This is a genomic window from Micromonospora sp. DT41, from assembly GCF_049841715.1.
Lineage (GTDB): Bacteria > Actinomycetota > Actinomycetes > Mycobacteriales > Micromonosporaceae > Micromonospora > Micromonospora profundi.
The window spans coordinates 22,366-37,870 of record NZ_JBNCKU010000010.1 but is presented as its reverse complement, the minus strand read 5'-3'; the positions used below and the strand labels follow the sequence as shown (position 1 = coordinate 37,870).

Sequence of the window (15,505 nt, the reverse complement as noted above, 5' to 3'; positions counted from 1 at the left end):
CATCACTGCGGGGCCACGCTTGACTCTGACACGATGTCAGGGGCGAGTGTGGGGGGACCATGTTCACCATCGGAGACTTCGCCAGACTCGGCCGGGTGTCGGTGCGGATGCTGCGCCACTACGACAGCATCGGCCTGCTGCGGGCGGCAAGCGTCGACCCGCACACCGGATACCGGTTCTACCGCGCGGACCAGCTGCGGCGGCTCAACCGGGTGATCGCCCTCAAGGAGCTGGGCCTCACCCTCGAGCAGGTACGCACGATCGTCGACGACGCCGTCGACGTGGCCGAGCTGCGCGGCATGTTGCGGCTGCGCCGCAGCCAGCTTGCCGAACAGTTGGCCGCCGACACCGCCCGGTTGAGGGCCGTCGAGGCGAGGCTCCGGATGATCGAATCGGAGGGTCGGATGACCACCCAGGACGTCGTACTCAAGGAGATCGCGCCGGTGCGCCTCGCGGAGCTGACCGCCGTCGCGCCGAGCTACCAGGCCGAGGACATCGGCCCGGTGATCCAGCCGCTCTACCCCGAGCTGTTCGGCCGGTTGTCGGCCGCCGGTGTCACCCCGACCGGGCCGGCCATCGCCTGGTACGAGCCCGCCAACCCGGACGGTGACGAGGTCGTCGTACACGCCGGGGTGATCGTCGATGCCGAGGTGTCCACGGGTGCCGACGTCGCGGTGCGTGACCTGCCGGAGCTGCGCAGCGCCGCGACGATCATCCACCACGGCGCGATGGACGACGTCGAGCCCAGCATGCAGGCCCTCGCCCGGTGGATCGAGGAGAACGGCTACCGCACCGACGGCTTCGCCCGCGAGGTGTACCTGGAGTACTGCCAGGACACCCCGGAGAAGGGCATCACCGAACTTCAGCTCGCCGTGTACCGGGGCTGACGGGACACCGGCTGATCTCTTCCCTCGTGGTGCGGGCGCCCGGCCGGGCAGCGGCGCGGGCGCCTCCGCTCAGCTCACCAGCAGCAGCGCGCCGACCGCGGCGAAGGTGCCGGTGCCGGCCAGCAGCGCGCTGCTCAGCACGAACCGGCGCATCGGCACTGTCACCCCGGCCGCCCGGCACCGCTCGAACCACAGCAGGGTGGCCAGCGACGCCCAGGGCGCGGCCAGCGGGCCGATGTTGGTGCCGATGAGCAGGGCCAGCAGGCGGGTCCCGTCGCCGGCCGGCAGCACCGACTCGCCGGCCAGGTACGCCGGCAGGTTGTTTACCGCGTTGGCCAGCAGCGCCCCGGTGCCTCCGGCGCGCAGCGCACCGGCCGTCCCGCCGTCGGTGCCGAGTAGCCGGGCGACAAGGTCGTCCAGCCCGTAGCGGCCGAGGGTCTGCACCACCAGGAACAGGCCGGTGACGAGCAGCAGCAGGCGTACGGGCACCAGGGCGGGACGGAGCGTGGCGGGGGAGCGGACGAGGAACCCGACAAGCACCAGCGCGAGCGCGACGGTGGAGGCGACACCGATCTCCACACCGGCGAGGATGCCGGCAACGAACAGCAGGCAGCCCGCGAGGGCGGTTCGGTACAGCACCGGGTCGGCGGGTACGTGCCGGGCGGGTGGGACGAAGCGCCCGCCGTCCGGCCGTTCCCGCCGCCACCAGGCGTACCAGAGCAGCGTCATGGTGACCGCCACGGCGGCGGCCTGCGGCAGCGCCATCCGCGCCGCGTACGCCAGCGGGGGTAGCCCCACGCGGTCGGCGGCCAGCAGGTTGGTCAGGTTGGACACCGGCAGCAGCAGGCTGGCGGTGTTCGCCAGCCAGACCGTGGTGACGGCGAGCGGGCCGGCCGGGACGCGCAGGCTGCGGGCCAGCGCGAGCAGCACCGGGGTCAGCAGAACGGCAGTGGTGTCCAGGTTGAGCACGAGGGTGGTCGCCGTGGCGAGGCCGCCGCAGAGCAGGAACAGTGCCGCCCAACTGCCCCGGGAGGCGCCGGCCAGCCGGCTGGCCAGCACGTCGAAGACGCCGGCCACGGCGGTCAACTCGGCGAGCACGATCACCGTGCCGAGGAACAGCAGCAGCGGCAGGACGCGGTGCACTGTGGCGGCGGTTTCCGCGCGGGGGAGCAGCCCGCCGAGCGCGCAGGCCGCGCCGGCCACGGCGAGGACGACAGCCACCAGGTCGAGCGGATGGGGACGCCAGCGCCGGGTCGGCTCGGGCGGGGAGAGCGGCGCGTCGGCGACGGCGACAGACTTCACGTCTGACCACGTTCGCATCAACGCCGGCCCGCCGCCCGTCGTGGTGACCAGTCCCACCAGCGCGGGAACCGCGCGCTCCGACCCGTCGCGCTGGACCGCCGCGACGGACCCCGACAGACGCACCGTTTCGGTCGGTAACCGTCGATCGGCCCCAGAGCGTCAGACGGATGTGCGGAGGACTCTGCCGGCCGCTGCCGATGAGCTGACCCCCGTGGCTCTGGAACGTGGCCGGGCCCGGCCCCCGAGGTTCGGGGACCGGGCCCGGCGTCATGCGCGGTGCCTGCCAGATGGGTGCGTGACGCCTACCAGCTCAGGTAGCTGGGCTGGGTCTGCACGTTGAGCTCCTTGTACTTGACCAGCTTGGCCGTCCAGGTGCGCCAGTCGTTCAGCTCCAGGACGTCCAGGCCCTTCACCATGTCGTTCGAGTAGATGTAGCCGTTGTAGTAGTACGCCGACCAGGTGCCACCGCCGACCAACGTGTCGGCCGAGAGCGGACCGCGCTCCCAGAAGGCGATCTCCTTCGGCTTGGCCGAGTCGGTGAAGTCCCAGACCGAGATGCCGCCCTGGTACCACGCCTGGACCATGATGTCCCGCCCGAGCACCGGGATCAGCGAGCCGTTGTGCGCCACGCAGTTCTCGGTGTCCGCGTTGTTGCGGGGGATCTTGTAGTAGCTGCGGAAGTTCATCTTCCGGGCGTCACCGCGACCGGTGACGTCGTAGATGGCGTCCGCGCCCCGGTTCGGGCCGATGGCTTCGTTGCAGGTCGCCGCGCCGCCGCCACCCAGCTCGTCGGTGAAGATCACCTTGGTGCCGGAGTTGTTGAACGTGGCCGAGTGCCAGAACGCGAAGTTCGTCGTGTCCCGCACCCGGTCGATCACCCGAGGCGCCTCCCGGTTGCGGATGTCCATCAGGATGCCGTCACCCATGCAGGCGCCGGCGGCCAGGTCCTTCTCCGGGTAGGCGGTGATGTCGTGGCAACCGGTGGTCGCCGAGCCGCTCGTGCTGCCCGGGAAACCGCCATCCGGGAACAGGTTCGGCGTCGAGACCACGGCAGCGTCGGTGGGCTTCTTCAGCGGCACCTTGACGATGGAGATGGAGTCGTGCGGCGGCTGGCAGTCCGGGAACTCGGCCCGCGGGCTGTACGACGAGACGTACAGGTAGACCGCCTTGCGGTCCTTGCCCGGCACCAGCGTGTGGGTGTGCGATCCGCAGGCCGTCTCGACGGACTTGATGTACTGCGGGTTGGCCTTGTTCTTGATGTCGAAGATCTTGATGCCCTCCCACGACTCCTTCACCGACGCCGGCTGCGTGGTGCTGTTGCAGGAGTCGTCGCTGCGGGACGAGTCGGTGGAGAGGAAGAGCAGGTCACCGTGGACGGAGATGTCGTTCTGCGACCCCGGGCACAACACCCGCGACGTGACCTTCGGCGCGCTGGGCCGCGAGATGTCGTAGATGACGAAGCCGTTGTAGTTGCCCGCGAAGGCGTACTTGCCCTGGAAGGCGAGGTCGCTGTTGGTGCCGTCGAGGGGCGCGACCTTCGGGACGTTGGCGATCTGGCGGAGGTTGGGGCTGCTCACGATCTCGTCGACGCCGGGGATCGTGTTGGCGGCAGCGGGCACCGGGGCCGACTGTGGAACGACCTGGGCGCTGCTTGCCGGTGCGGTGAGGACGCTGGCGACGAGGAGGCCGGTGGCGGCGAGCGCCACGATCCGAATCTGTCGTAACTGTGGTTTGTGGAGTCTGATCATCGGCGGGGCCCTTCGCACGGGGAGACGATGGTGCGCACATTACCGCCGGAAGACAGGTGTCGATGTGAGCTGCGTCACATGCCAAGCGCTTTGTCAATGGATAGCATCGCGACTACCTCGACCCCAGGGAGTGGCCCATGACGAGTCGGCGCGCACGGTTGCTGGCGATTGTCACACTGGTGCTCCTGCTGCCGATAGTGGCGTTCGTCGTCCTCCGCGCACGGGACACCACCTCAGGGACGCCCGCCGCGCAGCCGGTCTCCGCGCCGAGCACGGCCGCGCCGACCGTCAGCCCGGTACCCACCGACCTCACGGTCATCGCACCCGGTCGGCCCGGCGAGCCCGCGGCCACCCGGCCGGCCCACGAGGTCCGCGACGCCGGCGCCGCCCCGCACAACTCGTTCGACGTCTGGTTCGTCCGGATGATGATCCCGCATCACGCGCAGGCCCTGGAGATGGCGCAACTGGCGCCCGACCGCGCCGCCAACCCGGCAGTCCGCGCCCTCGCCGACCGGATCCGGGCGAGCCAGGGCCCGGAGATGGGCCTGATGCGCGGCTGGCTACAGACCCGTGGCCTCCCGGAGGACGCCCCGGGGCACGACCACGGCACCATGCGCGGAATGCAGTCACCGGAGGCGTTGCGGCAACTGGCCGCCGCCCGCGGAGCCGAGTTCGACAGGCTCTTCGTCCGGATGATGACCGAACACCACGAGGGTGCCATCGAGATGGCCACCAACCTGCTCAAGGTCGGCTCCGACCTGACGCTCGGCGAGTTCGCCAACTCCGTCGCCACCGAACAGACCGTCGAGATCGACCGCATGCGCCAGGCCCTCGCCGGCTGAGCGAAAGGGCGGCCAACCGGCGCGTACGCTGGGTGACCGTGAGCCGCACGCTGTTCGGTCGCCCGCTGCGCGGGGTCGCGTTCGACGTTGCCGTCTCGGCCGGGGTGCTGCTCTTCGGTCTTGCCGGGGCGACCAACCAGCCGGGCGGCTGGGCCGCCAGCGGCGTCGGAGCGGCGATGGCCGTGGCGCTGCTGTTCCGCCGTCTGCACCCGAGCGCTGTGACAGTGGTGGTCGGGACGCTCGCCCTGTTGCAGGTGATCGCCGGGTGGGGCCCGCTCGCCTTCGACGTCGCCGTCCTGATCGCGCTCTACAGCGTGGTGAAGTACGGCAGACGCCTGCGCGACGGCGTCCTGGCCGGTGCGGTCGCTGCCGTGGGCGTGCTGCTCGCCGCCGCGCAGACCCCCGCCGGCATCAGCTGGTGGGGCACCGCGATGTGGTACGCGCTCGTCACCGGAGCGGTGTGGCTGGTCGCGCTGAACGTGCGCACCCGCCGGCTGTACGTGCTGAGCCTGGAGGAACGCGCCAGCACCCTGGAACGCGAGCGGGAGGCCGAGTCCCGGGCGGCAGTCGCCGAGGAACGCACCCGGATCGCCCGCGAGCTGCACGACGTGGTGGCGCACAGCATGGCCGTGATGATCGTGCAGGCGGACGGGGCGCGGTTCATGCTCGACCGCGACCCCGAGCAGGCGCGCACCGCCGTGAAGGTGGTCGCCGACACCGGTCGGGCGGCGCTGGAGGAGATGCGGCGGCTGGTCGGGGTGCTGCGCGACGCGGGTCCGTCCGACGCAGGCGGATCGGCGGTGGTGGCCGACCCGGAACACCGCCGCCTCGCCCTGGCCGAACTGCCCGATCTGCTGGCCCGGTTCCGCGACGCCGGGCTGCGCGTGCGGGACACCGTCACCGGCGCCGCGCCGGCGATGCCTCCCGGCCTGGAGCTGACCGTCTACCGGGTGGTGCAGGAGGCGCTCACCAACGCGCTCAAACACGCGGGAGTCGACGCCGACGTCGAGGTGACCCTTGCCTACACCGACGACGCCGTCGTGGTCCGGGTCGTCGACGACGGCCAGGGCCGCCCGGTGGTGAGCCCGGCGCCGTCCGGCGGGCACGGCCTGCTCGGCATGCGCGAGCGGGTGACGGTGTACGACGGCACCCTCACCGCAGGCCCCCGACCGGCCGGGGGCTGGCAGCTGGAGGCCCGGCTACCGCTACGGTCGGAACCCGCAACGGAGGTGATCGCGGCATGACGGTCCGGGTGGTGATCGTGGACGACCAGGCGCTGGTACGCGCCGGGTTCCGGATGGTGCTGGACTCCCAGCCCGACCTGGAGGTGGTCGGAGAGGCCATCGACGGCGCCGACGCGCTGCGCGTGCTCGCCCGCACCGACGCCGACGTGGTCGTGATGGACATCCGGATGCCCACGATGGACGGGGTGGAGGCGACCCGCCGGATCTGCGCCGAGCGCCCCACCGGCCCGCCCCGGGTGCTGGTGCTGACCACCTTCGACACCGAGGCGGACGCGTTCGCCGCCCTCCAGGCAGGGGCGAGCGGCTTCCTGCTCAAGAACGTCCCGCCGGAGGAGTTGCTTGCCGCGATCCGGGTGGTGGCCCAGGGCGACTCGGTGGTCGCGCCGTCGATCACCCGTCGGCTGCTGGACCGGTTCGCCGGCCAGTTCGACGCCGGCCCCACCGCCGACCCCCGGCTGGCGCAACTCACCGACCGGGAGCGGGAGGTGCTGTTGCTCGTCGCCCAGGGGTTGTCCAACGCCGAGATCGCCGCGAAGGTGCACGTGGCCGAGGCGACGGTGAAGACCCACGTCGGTCGGATCCTGGCGAAACTCCAGCTCCGTGACCGCGTCCAGGCAGTGGTGCTTGCCTACGAGAGCGGACTGGTCACCCCCGGCAGGTGACCCGCCGTACGACCCGGGTCGTACGGCCGGAGGGCCGAGGGCTACTCCGGGCGTACGCGGGTCGAGCGCGCAGGTGGAGAACGATCGGACCGCACCGGCCATAGCGTCGGGGGGACTGATTCACGCCTGCACCGGGAGCCTCCCCATGATCCGAATGACGCTGCGCTCGCTGCGCGCCGAAGCCCTGCGCATGCTGCTCTCCGCGCTGGCCGTCGTGCTCGGCGTCGCGTTCATCGCCGGCACCCTGATCTTCGCCGACGGGATGCGTGCCGGCGCGTACGACCGGGCCGGCGTGTTCGACAGGCACACCGACCTCGGTGTCTACCCGCGCGGCGACACGCCGCTGCCGGCCAGCCTTGTCGAGCGGGTCCGGACCGTCGACGGGGTGGCCGCCGCAGCCGGGGAGTTGACCGGCACAGCCGGGATTCTCGGCGTCGACGGCCGTCCGGTGCTCGGGTTCGCCGTGCTCGCCGCCATCCCCACCGAACCAGCCCTACGCTCGTACGACGTGGTCGCCGGCCGGCTGCCCGACAGCGCCGGGGAGGTTGTGCTCGACGCGCCGACAGTCGCCGATGAGGGCTTCACCCTCGGCGCCCCGGTCCAGATCGGTGGTACCGGCGGCGCCGCCCGCCCGTACACCCTGGTCGGGACCGTCGACGTGGCCGGCACCATCCGCGACGTCGGCGGACCGTTCATCGGTCTGGTCGGGTCGGACGCCCTCGCGGTCATCGACGGGCGCGGCTACGGCCGCATCATGGTGGCGGCGCGGACCGGGACCTCCGGCGCGGCGTTGGCCGAGCGGGTACGCGCGGCAGTCGGCGCCGACGTCGAGGTGAAGGGTCGCCAGCAGATCCTCGACGACGCCGTCGACGACGCGGTCCGCGACCTGAACCAGTTCACAATGCTGCTGCTCACCTTCGTCGGTGTCGCAGTGGTGGTGGCCGGCTTCGTGATCGCCAACACCTTCGCCATCGTGCTGGCCCAGCGCACCCGGCGGACCGCGCTGCTGCGCCTTGTCGGCGCCACCCGGGGGCAGGTCTTCCGGGCCGCCCTGCTGGAGTCGGCGTTGGTCGGGTTTGTCGCCTCCGCACTCGGTGTGCTGCTCGGTGTGGGCCTCGCCGCCGTGATGCGGCTGCTGATGTCCCGGCTGGACGTGCCGTTCAGCGGCGGGCTGACAGTGGCCGGTTCGACAGTGCTGACAAGCCTGCTCCTCGGCACCGCGCTCACAGTGGCCGCCGCGCTGCTGCCGGCCTGGCGGGGCACCCGGGTAGCGCCGGTGGCCGCGCTCACCGACGCCGCGGTGCAGCCCAGCCGTGGCGCCGGCCTGCTGCGACTGGCCCTCGGCGCGGTGGTGCTCGGCCTCGGCATCGCGACACTTGTCGGCGCCGCAAGCGTTGGGCAGGTGCTGCTGGTGGCCCTGGGCGGAGTGCTCGCGTTCCTCGGCATCGTGCTGTTCGGGCCGGTGCTCGTACCGGCGCTGGTCCGGGTGATCGGCTGGCCCGTCCGCCGGCTGGTCGGAACGACCGCCGGGCTTGCTGTCGAGAACGCGGTCCGCAATCCGCGCCGAGTCGCCGCGACCGCTACGGCACTTGTCATCGGGATCGGGCTGGTGTCGGCGTTCGTGGTCGGGGCGCGCAGCACCAAGGACGGCATCGAGCGCAGCGTGGACGCGCAGATCGGGACGGACTTCGTGGTCACCGGCATCGGGCAGGACCTGCCCGCGCCACTCGCCGGAGAGCTGGCGGCGCGGCCGGAACTGGGCGTGGTCCACGAGCAGCGCACCATGATCAGCGGCGGCGTCCGGATCCGCACCGCCCACCCGGCGCTTGTCGGCCGGACCCTCAGCGGCGACGTCGGGCGGCTCGGGCCGGGGCGGGCGCTTGTACACAGAGAGTTGGCGCAGGCGCGCGGCTGGCGGCCGGGTTCCCCGCTCACCATCGCGGGACGGTCGTTGCGGGTGGGCGCCGTGGTCGTCGACGACGGGAGCACGCCGGTCGCCGGTGCCGTGCCCGCAGGGCACGTCATCTACCTGACCGGAGCGGACTTCACAGCTCTCTTTCCCGACCAGCGGGGCTTCCTGGCCGAGATCGACCCCGCCCAGGGAGTGAGCGTCGAACAGGCCCGCGACGCGATCGAGGCGGTGCTGGCCCGTTACCCGACGGTCAACCTGTTGGACCAGGGCGCGTACAAGAAGATGCTCACCGGCACTGTCGACATGCTGCTGGCGTTCGTCACCGCGCTGCTCGGCCTCGCCGTGGTCATCGCCCTGGTGGGCGTGGCGAACACGTTGAGTCTCTCGGTGGTGGAGCGCACCCGGGAGAACGGCGTGCTGCGGGCGATCGGGATGACCCGGAGCCGGATGCGGGCAATGCTCGCCGTGGAGGCGGTGCTGATGGCGCTTGTCGGCGCGGTGCTCGGCATCGGGTTGGGCACCGGGGTCAGCGCCGCGGCGATGGCCGTGCTCGCCCGCCTCGGTGGCGACTTCCACGTGGTGCTGCCGCTGGGGCAGCTCGGGCTGATCCTCGGCGTCGCGGTGCTGGCCGCCCTGCTCGCCTCGGTGCTGCCGGCACGCCGGGCGCTCTCCCGACCCGTGGTCGAGGCGCTCGGCGAGCAGTGACCGGCGCCTCAGCGGGCCCCGTCGGCCCGTGTCGACATCCACCGGCCGGTCCCGCCGTCTTCCCCGGCGGCGGGACCGGCCAGCGGTGCCGGGTCTAGAGGCGCTCGACCATCGGGCCGACGCACCGGTTGCGGGCGTCGAAGACGTACCGGGCGTGCTCGACCACCAGGTCGTAGTCGAAGCTGTCGTGGTCGGTGACCACCACCACCGCGTCCGCGTCCCGCACCTCCCGTTCGGTCAACCCGACCACTGTGATGCCGGCCGGGATGTGGTGCGCCTCGGCGTACGGCTCGACGGCGTGGACCTCGGCGCCGAGCGCCTGGAGGCGGAGGGCCACGTCGACCGCGGGGGAGTCGCGCATGTCCCCGGTGTTCTTCTTGTACGCCAGCCCGAGCAGCAGCAGTCGGGCGCCCTTCACCGCCCGACCGTCCCGGTTCAGACCCGCCGTGATCCGCTGCGTGACGTGCTCGGGCATCTCGTGGTTGACGTCGTTGGCCAGCTCGATGAACCGGAACTGCCGGCCCAGGCGTCGCTTGACCTGCCACGACAGGTAGCACGGGTCGATCGGCAGGCAGTGCCCGCCGACACCCGGGCCCGGCCGGAACGGCAGGAAGCCGAACGGCTTGGTCTCGGCGGCCTCGATCGCCTGCCACACGTCGATGTCCAGGTGGTGGGAGAGCATGGTCAACTCGTTGATCAGCGCGATGTTGACCTGGCGAAACGTGTTCTCGATCAGCTTGGTCAGCTCGGCGACCTTTGTGGAGTCCACAGGCACCGTGTGCTCCACCAGGCGCTTGTAGAAGCCGTCCACCCGGGCCAGCGATGCCGGGTCCACCCCGGAGACCACCTTCGGGGTGTTCTCCAGACGCCAGGTCGGGTTGCCCGGGTCGATCCGTTCCGGGCTGTAGCCGAGGTGGAAGTCGCCGGGGCTGGTCAGCCCACTGGCCGCCTCCAGCAGTGGGCGCAGCAACTCCTCAGTGGTGCCCGGGTACGTGGTCGACTCCAGGATCACCGTGCAGCCCGGCCACACGTACGGGCCGATGCCGACGCCGGCCTGCTCGACGAAGCTCAGGTCCGGGGTGCCGTCGCGTAGCGGCGTGGGGACGGTGATGACGCAGATGTCGAAGCCCTCAGCGTCGATGTACTCGGTGCTGGGGTGGTATCGGCCGCTGCCCAGTGCCCGGCCCAGCCGATCGGTGTGGATGTCCTCGACGAACGACTCGCCCGACGCGAGCCGCTTCACACGGTCCGCGTCGACGTCGAGGCCGACCACGTCGAGCCCGGCTTCGACGGCGCGCATCGCCAACGGCAGTCCGACGTACCCCTGGCCGATCACGACCAACTTCTCAGCGCTCACGCAGGCTCCCGCAGCAGGTGGAAATGACCTGCTCAGAGCCTAGAGAGAAGAACGGCGACGTAAGTCCGTTTTGGGGATAGTGGTGCCCGTGGGAATCACAGACCGGCCGGAGGGGCGTCCGGATCCGTCGGCGCGGTCGTGGTGGGCACCGGGTCGGGCGGGGCCTGCGTCTGCGTCGGCGGTGGCGGGACGCTCGGCGTGGTCGGCGGCGTGCCGGGGGGACTCGCCGTCGGCGACGGGCTGGTGGCCGGCTCGCTGGGCTGCGTGCTCGGCGTCGGGGTGATCGAGGTCGACGAGGTGGGATCCGGAGTGTTCGGCCGGCTCGGGCGGCCCGGATCCTCGGTGATCTGCTCGTTGGCCGCCGGCACCTCCACCTGCTCGGTCGGCCTCTGCGACGGTGCGTTGGTCGGTAGGTTGACCGCCGGCTCGTCGCCGGCGTTGCCCACCGCGCTCAACGCCGCCCCGAGACCGACGAGCGCGACAAGCACCGCTCCGGCCGCACCGACAAGCGGCCCGCGACGACGACGCCGCCGGGACTCCGCTTCGGTCGCCACCGCCGCGCCGAGCGGCGCGTCGGTGCTGGTGCCTGGCCCGGCTCCGCGCAGCGGGACCGCCGACGCCATCGCCGTCGGCGGCTCGCCGCCGGTCACCGCCGTACGGGCTGCCTCGGCCATAGCCGAGCCGCTGCTGAACCGGTCGGCCGGGTCCTTCGCCAGCGCCCGCGACACCAGGGCGCGAACCGCCTCCGGGATGTCGTGCGGCAACTCCGGCGGCTCGTCGTCCAGGTGCCGGACCGCCACCTGGAGGGGGTTGTCGCCGGTGAACGGCGGACCGCCGGTGAGGCAGCAGTACGCGACAGCGCCGAGCGCGTAGATGTCGGTGGCGCCGCTGACCGGGCGGCCCGCGGCCTGCTCGGGCGCCATGTAGAGAGCCGTGCCCGGCACCGCGTTGGTGCTGGTGATGCTTGTCACGTTTGTCGAACGGGCCACGCCGAAGTCGACAAGGACGACAGTGCCGTCCTCCTGGACAAGCAGGTTGCTGGGCTTGACGTCGCGGTGCACGATGCCGCCCCGGTGCGCCGCGCTCAGGGCGTGGGCCGCCTGGGCCACGATCGACATCGTCTCGGCCACGTCCAGCCGGCCGGCCGCCTCGATCCGCTTGGACAGCGGCTCGCCGTCGACGAACTCCATGACGAGATAGTCCGCCCGGCCGCCGGAGGGCAGGTCGTCCTCGCCGACGTCGTACACCTGGACGATGCCGGGGTGCCGCAGCGCCGCCATGATCCGTGCCTCGGCACGGAAGCGGGCGATGAAATCGGGGTCGGAGACAAGCGCCGGCAGCAGGACCTTGACCGCGACCTGTCGGCCGAGGACCAGGTCGGTGGCACGCCAGACGTCACCCATGCCGCCGGTGGCGACACGTTCGTCCAGGCGGTACCGCCCGCTGAGCACAACCTCCGATGACAACACAGCCTTACCGTACCCAGAGTGGCGCGGAACGGCGCGCCGCGACCGGTCGGCCAGGTGGCCGTACTCACCGCCAGCGACGTCCGGACCTCTGTGGACGCGGTCGGTGTGTGACGCCACGACAGCATCCCGTGAGAATGTGCGACACAGTCCTGCGTACGGTCGACCGATCGCCACCGCTCGGTGCCCGCGACGGCGCGAAGCGTCCGGTCCGTACCGTCTGTTACGGCGGCACGCCGACCGCGCGGCTTGAGAATTGTCACTCATCCGTGACACGGCCCCAACTTGTCGCCCCGGTGGTCCCCTCCTACCGTTAGCCCGGCTCGGGCCGCCCGGCGGGCAGCGCGTCGAGAGCTGACCACCGTGGCGCTGGCCCCGACACCCCGCCCGGCCGGCCCGGAGGCGGGCAGGATCGGACTTCGGCGGAGGGCGGTGCGGGTGCGGGAGCTGTCCCAGACGGTCACCGCCGCGCAGGCCGGGGACGAGGATGCCTTCCGCCTCCTCTACCGGACCCTCCAGCCGGGCCTGCTGCGCTATCTGACCGCCCTGGTGGGCGCGGACGCCGAGGACGTCGCCTCGGAGACCTGGTTGCAGATCTCGCGCGACCTGCCCAGCTTCACCGGCGGCGAGTTCCGCGCCTGGACGGTCACGATCGCCCGCAACCGGGCAATGGACCACCTGCGCCGGCTGCGCCGAAGGCCATCGCTGCCGGTTCCGGTGCAGGCGCTCACCGAGTTGGCCGGCGACGCCGACACCGCCGAACGGGCGGGCGAGACGATCGGCACCGAGGCGGCCCTGGCGCTGATCGCCACCCTGCCGCCCCGCGAGGCCGAAGCCGTTCTGCTACGGGCCGTGATCGGGCTGGACGCGGAGTCCGCCGGTCGGGTGCTGGGCCGGCGGGCCGGTGCCGTCCGCACCGCTGCGCACCGTGGTCTGCGACGGCTCGCCACCCTGCTGGACCAGTCGGCGACGGCCACACCGTCGCCCGCCACCGTCGCGCTCCCACCGACGGTGTGCCCCTCGGCAGCCGACGCCACGACCATGCCGGCCGCCGACGGTGCCGCGCCGGAGACGGTCGAGGCAGTGCCGGCACCCCGCACGCGGACCGGCGGCTCCCGCCCGACGGCGCAGGCCGAGCAGGCGGACGGCTGACGTGAGGGGAATCCCGATGAACCCGGACCGGCCGGATCGGCGTGCCGACCGCGCCGAGACCGAACGGCTGCTCGACGCGGCCCATGCCGAGGCGACGGCCGAGACTGCCTCGACCGACCCGGTGGCCCGGCTGCTCGCCGCCGCCGCCGCACCGGCCCGACCGGGGGAGTTGGCCGGTGCGGAGGCCGCCGTCGCCGCGTTCCGGGCCGCCCGCGCCGCCGAGGGGGTCACCGCTGCGCCGCCGGTGGCCCGCCGGCCGCATGGCCGCCGGTTGACCACCGGCGCGCTGGCCTGGATCGGCGCGGTGGCCGCGACCGCCACGGCGGGCGCCGCATTCGCCGCGGCCGGCCTGGACCTGACGCCGGATCCGGAGCCGCCGGCACCCACCAGCGCGCCGTCCACCTCCGGCGGCACCGGGGCGACCCCCTCCGTCGCACCGAGCCGGCCGGTGCCGTCGACCACGCGGCGCGGCACGCAGCCCGCCCCGCCCACACCGCCGGCCGGGGCGTCGCCGAACAGCCACCTGCACGGGTTGTGCCGCGCCTGGCAGGCCAAGAAGCCCGCGCAGCGGGAGAAAGCCCTGCGGACGCCGTCCTTCCAGCGGCTGGTGACCGCCGCCGGCGGGGCTGCCGAGGTCGAGGCGTACTGCCAGCGGTTGGTGCCGGAGGCGAAGCCCGGCAAGCCCACGCCGCCCGGCCCGTCGACGCCGCCGGAATCGGCGAAGGTCAAGCCGTCGCGGTCGGCGGAGCCCGGTCCGGCCTGAGCGGCGGCCGGCACGGTTCGTTCCGCCCTGCACCGGGAAACTCGTCTGTTAGACAGGGGTTGGTGGCGTCGCCGACGCCGCGACGGTGTCACAGGGTGGGTTTACGGTGGCAGAGTGTTTCGGATGTGGCGCACGCAGAGGAGGCACCACCGGTGGTGACATCGCCCGAGTTGGACCGCAGCGCGATCCTGAGTGAGTCCGCTGCCGCAGGCCGGCACCTCGCCCGGATCTGCTTCAAGACCGGTCCGCCGACGCATACTGGTGTCGAACTGGAATGGACCGTGCACGACGCCGACGATCCCGCTCGGCCGGTCGACCTGACGCGCCTGCGGGCGGCGCTGGGCCGACACAGCCCCGTCACGCTCGACGCCACGAGCCCCGCCGTGCCGCTGCGACACGGCGGCCTGGTGACCCTGGAGCCGGGTGGCCAACTGGAGATCTCCACCCCGCCGCGTTCCTCGATCGACGCGCTGATCCGCGCCACCGAGGCCGACATCGCCCAGGTCACCGACCTGTTGGCCGCCGCCGGTCTGGTCCTCGGCCGCAGTGGCATCGACCCGCACCGCAGGCCCTGCCCGGTGGTGGAAACTCCCCGCTACCGCGCTATGCGCGGTGCCTTCGACAGGCGTGGCCCGGCCGGCCGGACGATGATGTACAGCACCGCCGGCCTGCAGATCTGTCTCGACGCCGGCGAGCCCGACCAGGTGGCGGCACGGTGGGCGGCTGCCCACGCGGTGGGCCCGCCGCTGCTTGCGGTGTTCGCCTCGGCCGACCGCCACGCGGGCCGACGCACCGGCTGGGCCTCAGCGCGGATGGCCGCCTGGTTGGCGATCGATCCGGCCCGCACCCGCCCGGTCTGGGTGCCGGGCCAGGCCGACGACGATCCGACGGCCACCTGGATCCGGTACGTGCTGGCGGCGCCGCTGCTGTGCCTGCGCCGTCCGGGCGCCGACTGGGCGCCGCCGCCAGGCGTGACGTTCGCCGACTGGATCGACGGGGCGTTGCCCGGCCCGCCGACCACCGATGACCTCGACTACCACGTCAGCACCCTCTTTCCGCCTGTGCGTCCGCGCGGCTACCTGGAGTTGCGGTATCTGGACGCCCAGCCGGGTGGGTCCTGGCGTCTGCCGCTTGCGGTGCTGAGCGCCCTGTTCGCCGATCCCGGGACTGTCCGCGCGGCGTACGCGATCGGCGCCCCGACGGCGCACCGGTGGTCGGCCGCGGCCCGGCACGGCCTGGCCGACAGCGAGCTGGCCGCCGCGGCGGCGGCGCTGCTCGACCTGGCCCTGTCCGCCCTGCCCTGGCTGGAGCTGCCGAGCGGCATCCACGACGAGATCCGTGCAGAAGTAAGGCGGCGGTCGGCCGCCATAGAAAGGGGAGTCCGGTGACCGCGAGGAGTGAGCCGGGGTTGCGAGCCCCGCAGTCGGGTGCGGAGGGCGGTGCGGTGACCGCGAGGAGTGAGCCG

General features: G+C 72.6%; 12 protein-coding genes. 8 read left to right on the top strand and 4 right to left on the bottom strand.

Features of this window, described 5'->3' with window-relative positions; genetic code table 11:
- The first annotated feature begins 59 nt into the window (after positions 1-59).
- Positions 60-887, top strand: a complete 828-nt coding sequence (locus tag ACLQ23_RS19545; RefSeq protein WP_355589372.1) for a MerR family transcriptional regulator — start codon at positions 60-62, stop codon at positions 885-887.
- 69 nt (positions 888-956) lie between these two features.
- Here ACLQ23_RS19545 and ACLQ23_RS19540 read toward each other — a convergent pair whose 3' ends face one another.
- Positions 957-2,189 (bottom strand): SLC13 family permease, encoded by a 1,233-nt coding sequence (locus ACLQ23_RS19540; RefSeq protein WP_355631769.1) that lies wholly within the window; start codon positions 2,187-2,189, stop codon positions 957-959.
- A gap of 302 nt (positions 2,190-2,491) precedes the next feature.
- Complete coding sequence (locus tag ACLQ23_RS19535; RefSeq protein ID WP_355631766.1) at positions 2,492-3,937, bottom strand: LVIVD repeat-containing protein; 1,446 nt, start codon at positions 3,935-3,937, stop codon at positions 2,492-2,494.
- 137 nt (positions 3,938-4,074) lie between these two features.
- Between ACLQ23_RS19535 and ACLQ23_RS19530 the strand changes: the two genes are divergently transcribed.
- The 4 genes from ACLQ23_RS19530 to ACLQ23_RS19515 all read left to right on the top strand — a co-directional run bounded on the left by ACLQ23_RS19530 (position 4,075) and on the right by ACLQ23_RS19515 (position 9,302).
- A complete protein-coding gene (locus ACLQ23_RS19530; RefSeq protein ID WP_355589378.1) occupies positions 4,075-4,779 on the top strand; it encodes a DUF305 domain-containing protein in 705 nt (234 codons plus the stop codon).
- Positions 4,780-4,811: 32 nt separating this feature from the next.
- Positions 4,812-6,023 carry a sensor histidine kinase gene (locus tag ACLQ23_RS19525; RefSeq protein WP_355589380.1) on the top strand — a complete coding sequence of 404 codons (1,212 nt, stop codon included), beginning with the start codon at positions 4,812-4,814 and terminating at the stop codon, positions 6,021-6,023.
- Entirely contained in the window at positions 6,020-6,685 is a 666-nt protein-coding gene (locus ACLQ23_RS19520) for a response regulator transcription factor (RefSeq protein ID WP_355589382.1), read from the top strand. Before ACLQ23_RS19525 ends, ACLQ23_RS19520 begins: the two co-directional genes overlap by 4 nt.
- A 145-nt stretch (positions 6,686-6,830) precedes the next feature.
- A complete protein-coding gene (locus ACLQ23_RS19515) occupies positions 6,831-9,302 on the top strand; it encodes an ABC transporter permease (RefSeq protein ID WP_355589384.1) in 2,472 nt (823 codons plus the stop codon).
- A 94-nt stretch (positions 9,303-9,396) separates the two neighbouring features.
- On the opposite strand, the gene ACLQ23_RS19510 is transcribed toward ACLQ23_RS19515, so the two are convergent.
- The gene (locus ACLQ23_RS19510) at positions 9,397-10,659 is read right to left on the bottom strand and encodes a nucleotide sugar dehydrogenase (protein WP_425880902.1); all 1,263 of its coding nucleotides are present in this window, start codon (positions 10,657-10,659) and stop codon (positions 9,397-9,399) included.
- Positions 10,660-10,754: 95 nt separating this feature from the next.
- Positions 10,755-12,128, bottom strand: coding sequence for a protein kinase domain-containing protein (locus tag ACLQ23_RS19505; RefSeq protein WP_425880901.1), 1,374 nt, complete (start codon positions 12,126-12,128; stop codon positions 10,755-10,757).
- A gap of 360 nt (positions 12,129-12,488) precedes the next feature.
- Between ACLQ23_RS19505 and ACLQ23_RS19500 the strand changes: the two genes are divergently transcribed.
- The 3 genes from ACLQ23_RS19500 (at position 12,489) to egtA (ending at position 15,428) form a co-directional block, all read left to right on the top strand.
- Complete coding sequence (locus ACLQ23_RS19500; RefSeq protein WP_355632221.1) at positions 12,489-13,277, top strand: RNA polymerase sigma factor; 789 nt, start codon at positions 12,489-12,491, stop codon at positions 13,275-13,277.
- Between the two features lie 16 nt (positions 13,278-13,293).
- Positions 13,294-14,040 (top strand): hypothetical protein, encoded by a 747-nt coding sequence (locus ACLQ23_RS19495; protein ID WP_355589392.1) that lies wholly within the window; start codon positions 13,294-13,296, stop codon positions 14,038-14,040.
- Between the two features lie 152 nt (positions 14,041-14,192).
- Complete coding sequence (gene egtA / locus ACLQ23_RS19490; protein WP_425880900.1) at positions 14,193-15,428, top strand: ergothioneine biosynthesis glutamate--cysteine ligase EgtA; 1,236 nt, start codon at positions 14,193-14,195, stop codon at positions 15,426-15,428.
- Positions 15,429-15,505: the final 77 nt, after the last annotated feature.

What these genes read in the sequence shown, in the direction of transcription:
- ACLQ23_RS19545 (WP_355589372.1), top strand. Translation starts at nt 60, where the DNA reads ATGTTCACCATCGGAGACTTCGCCAGACTCGGCCGGGTGTCGGTGCGG.
- ACLQ23_RS19520 (WP_355589382.1), top strand. Translation starts at nt 6,020, where the DNA reads ATGACGGTCCGGGTGGTGATCGTGGACGACCAGGCGCTGGTACGCGCC.
- ACLQ23_RS19515 (WP_355589384.1), top strand. Translation starts at nt 6,831, where the DNA reads ATGATCCGAATGACGCTGCGCTCGCTGCGCGCCGAAGCCCTGCGCATG.
- ACLQ23_RS19530 (WP_355589378.1), top strand. Translation starts at nt 4,075, where the DNA reads ATGACGAGTCGGCGCGCACGGTTGCTGGCGATTGTCACACTGGTGCTC.
- ACLQ23_RS19535 (WP_355631766.1), bottom strand. Translation starts at nt 3,937, where the DNA reads ATGATCAGACTCCACAAACCACAGTTACGACAGATTCGGATCGTGGCG.
- ACLQ23_RS19495 (WP_355589392.1), top strand. Translation starts at nt 13,294, where the DNA reads ATGAACCCGGACCGGCCGGATCGGCGTGCCGACCGCGCCGAGACCGAA.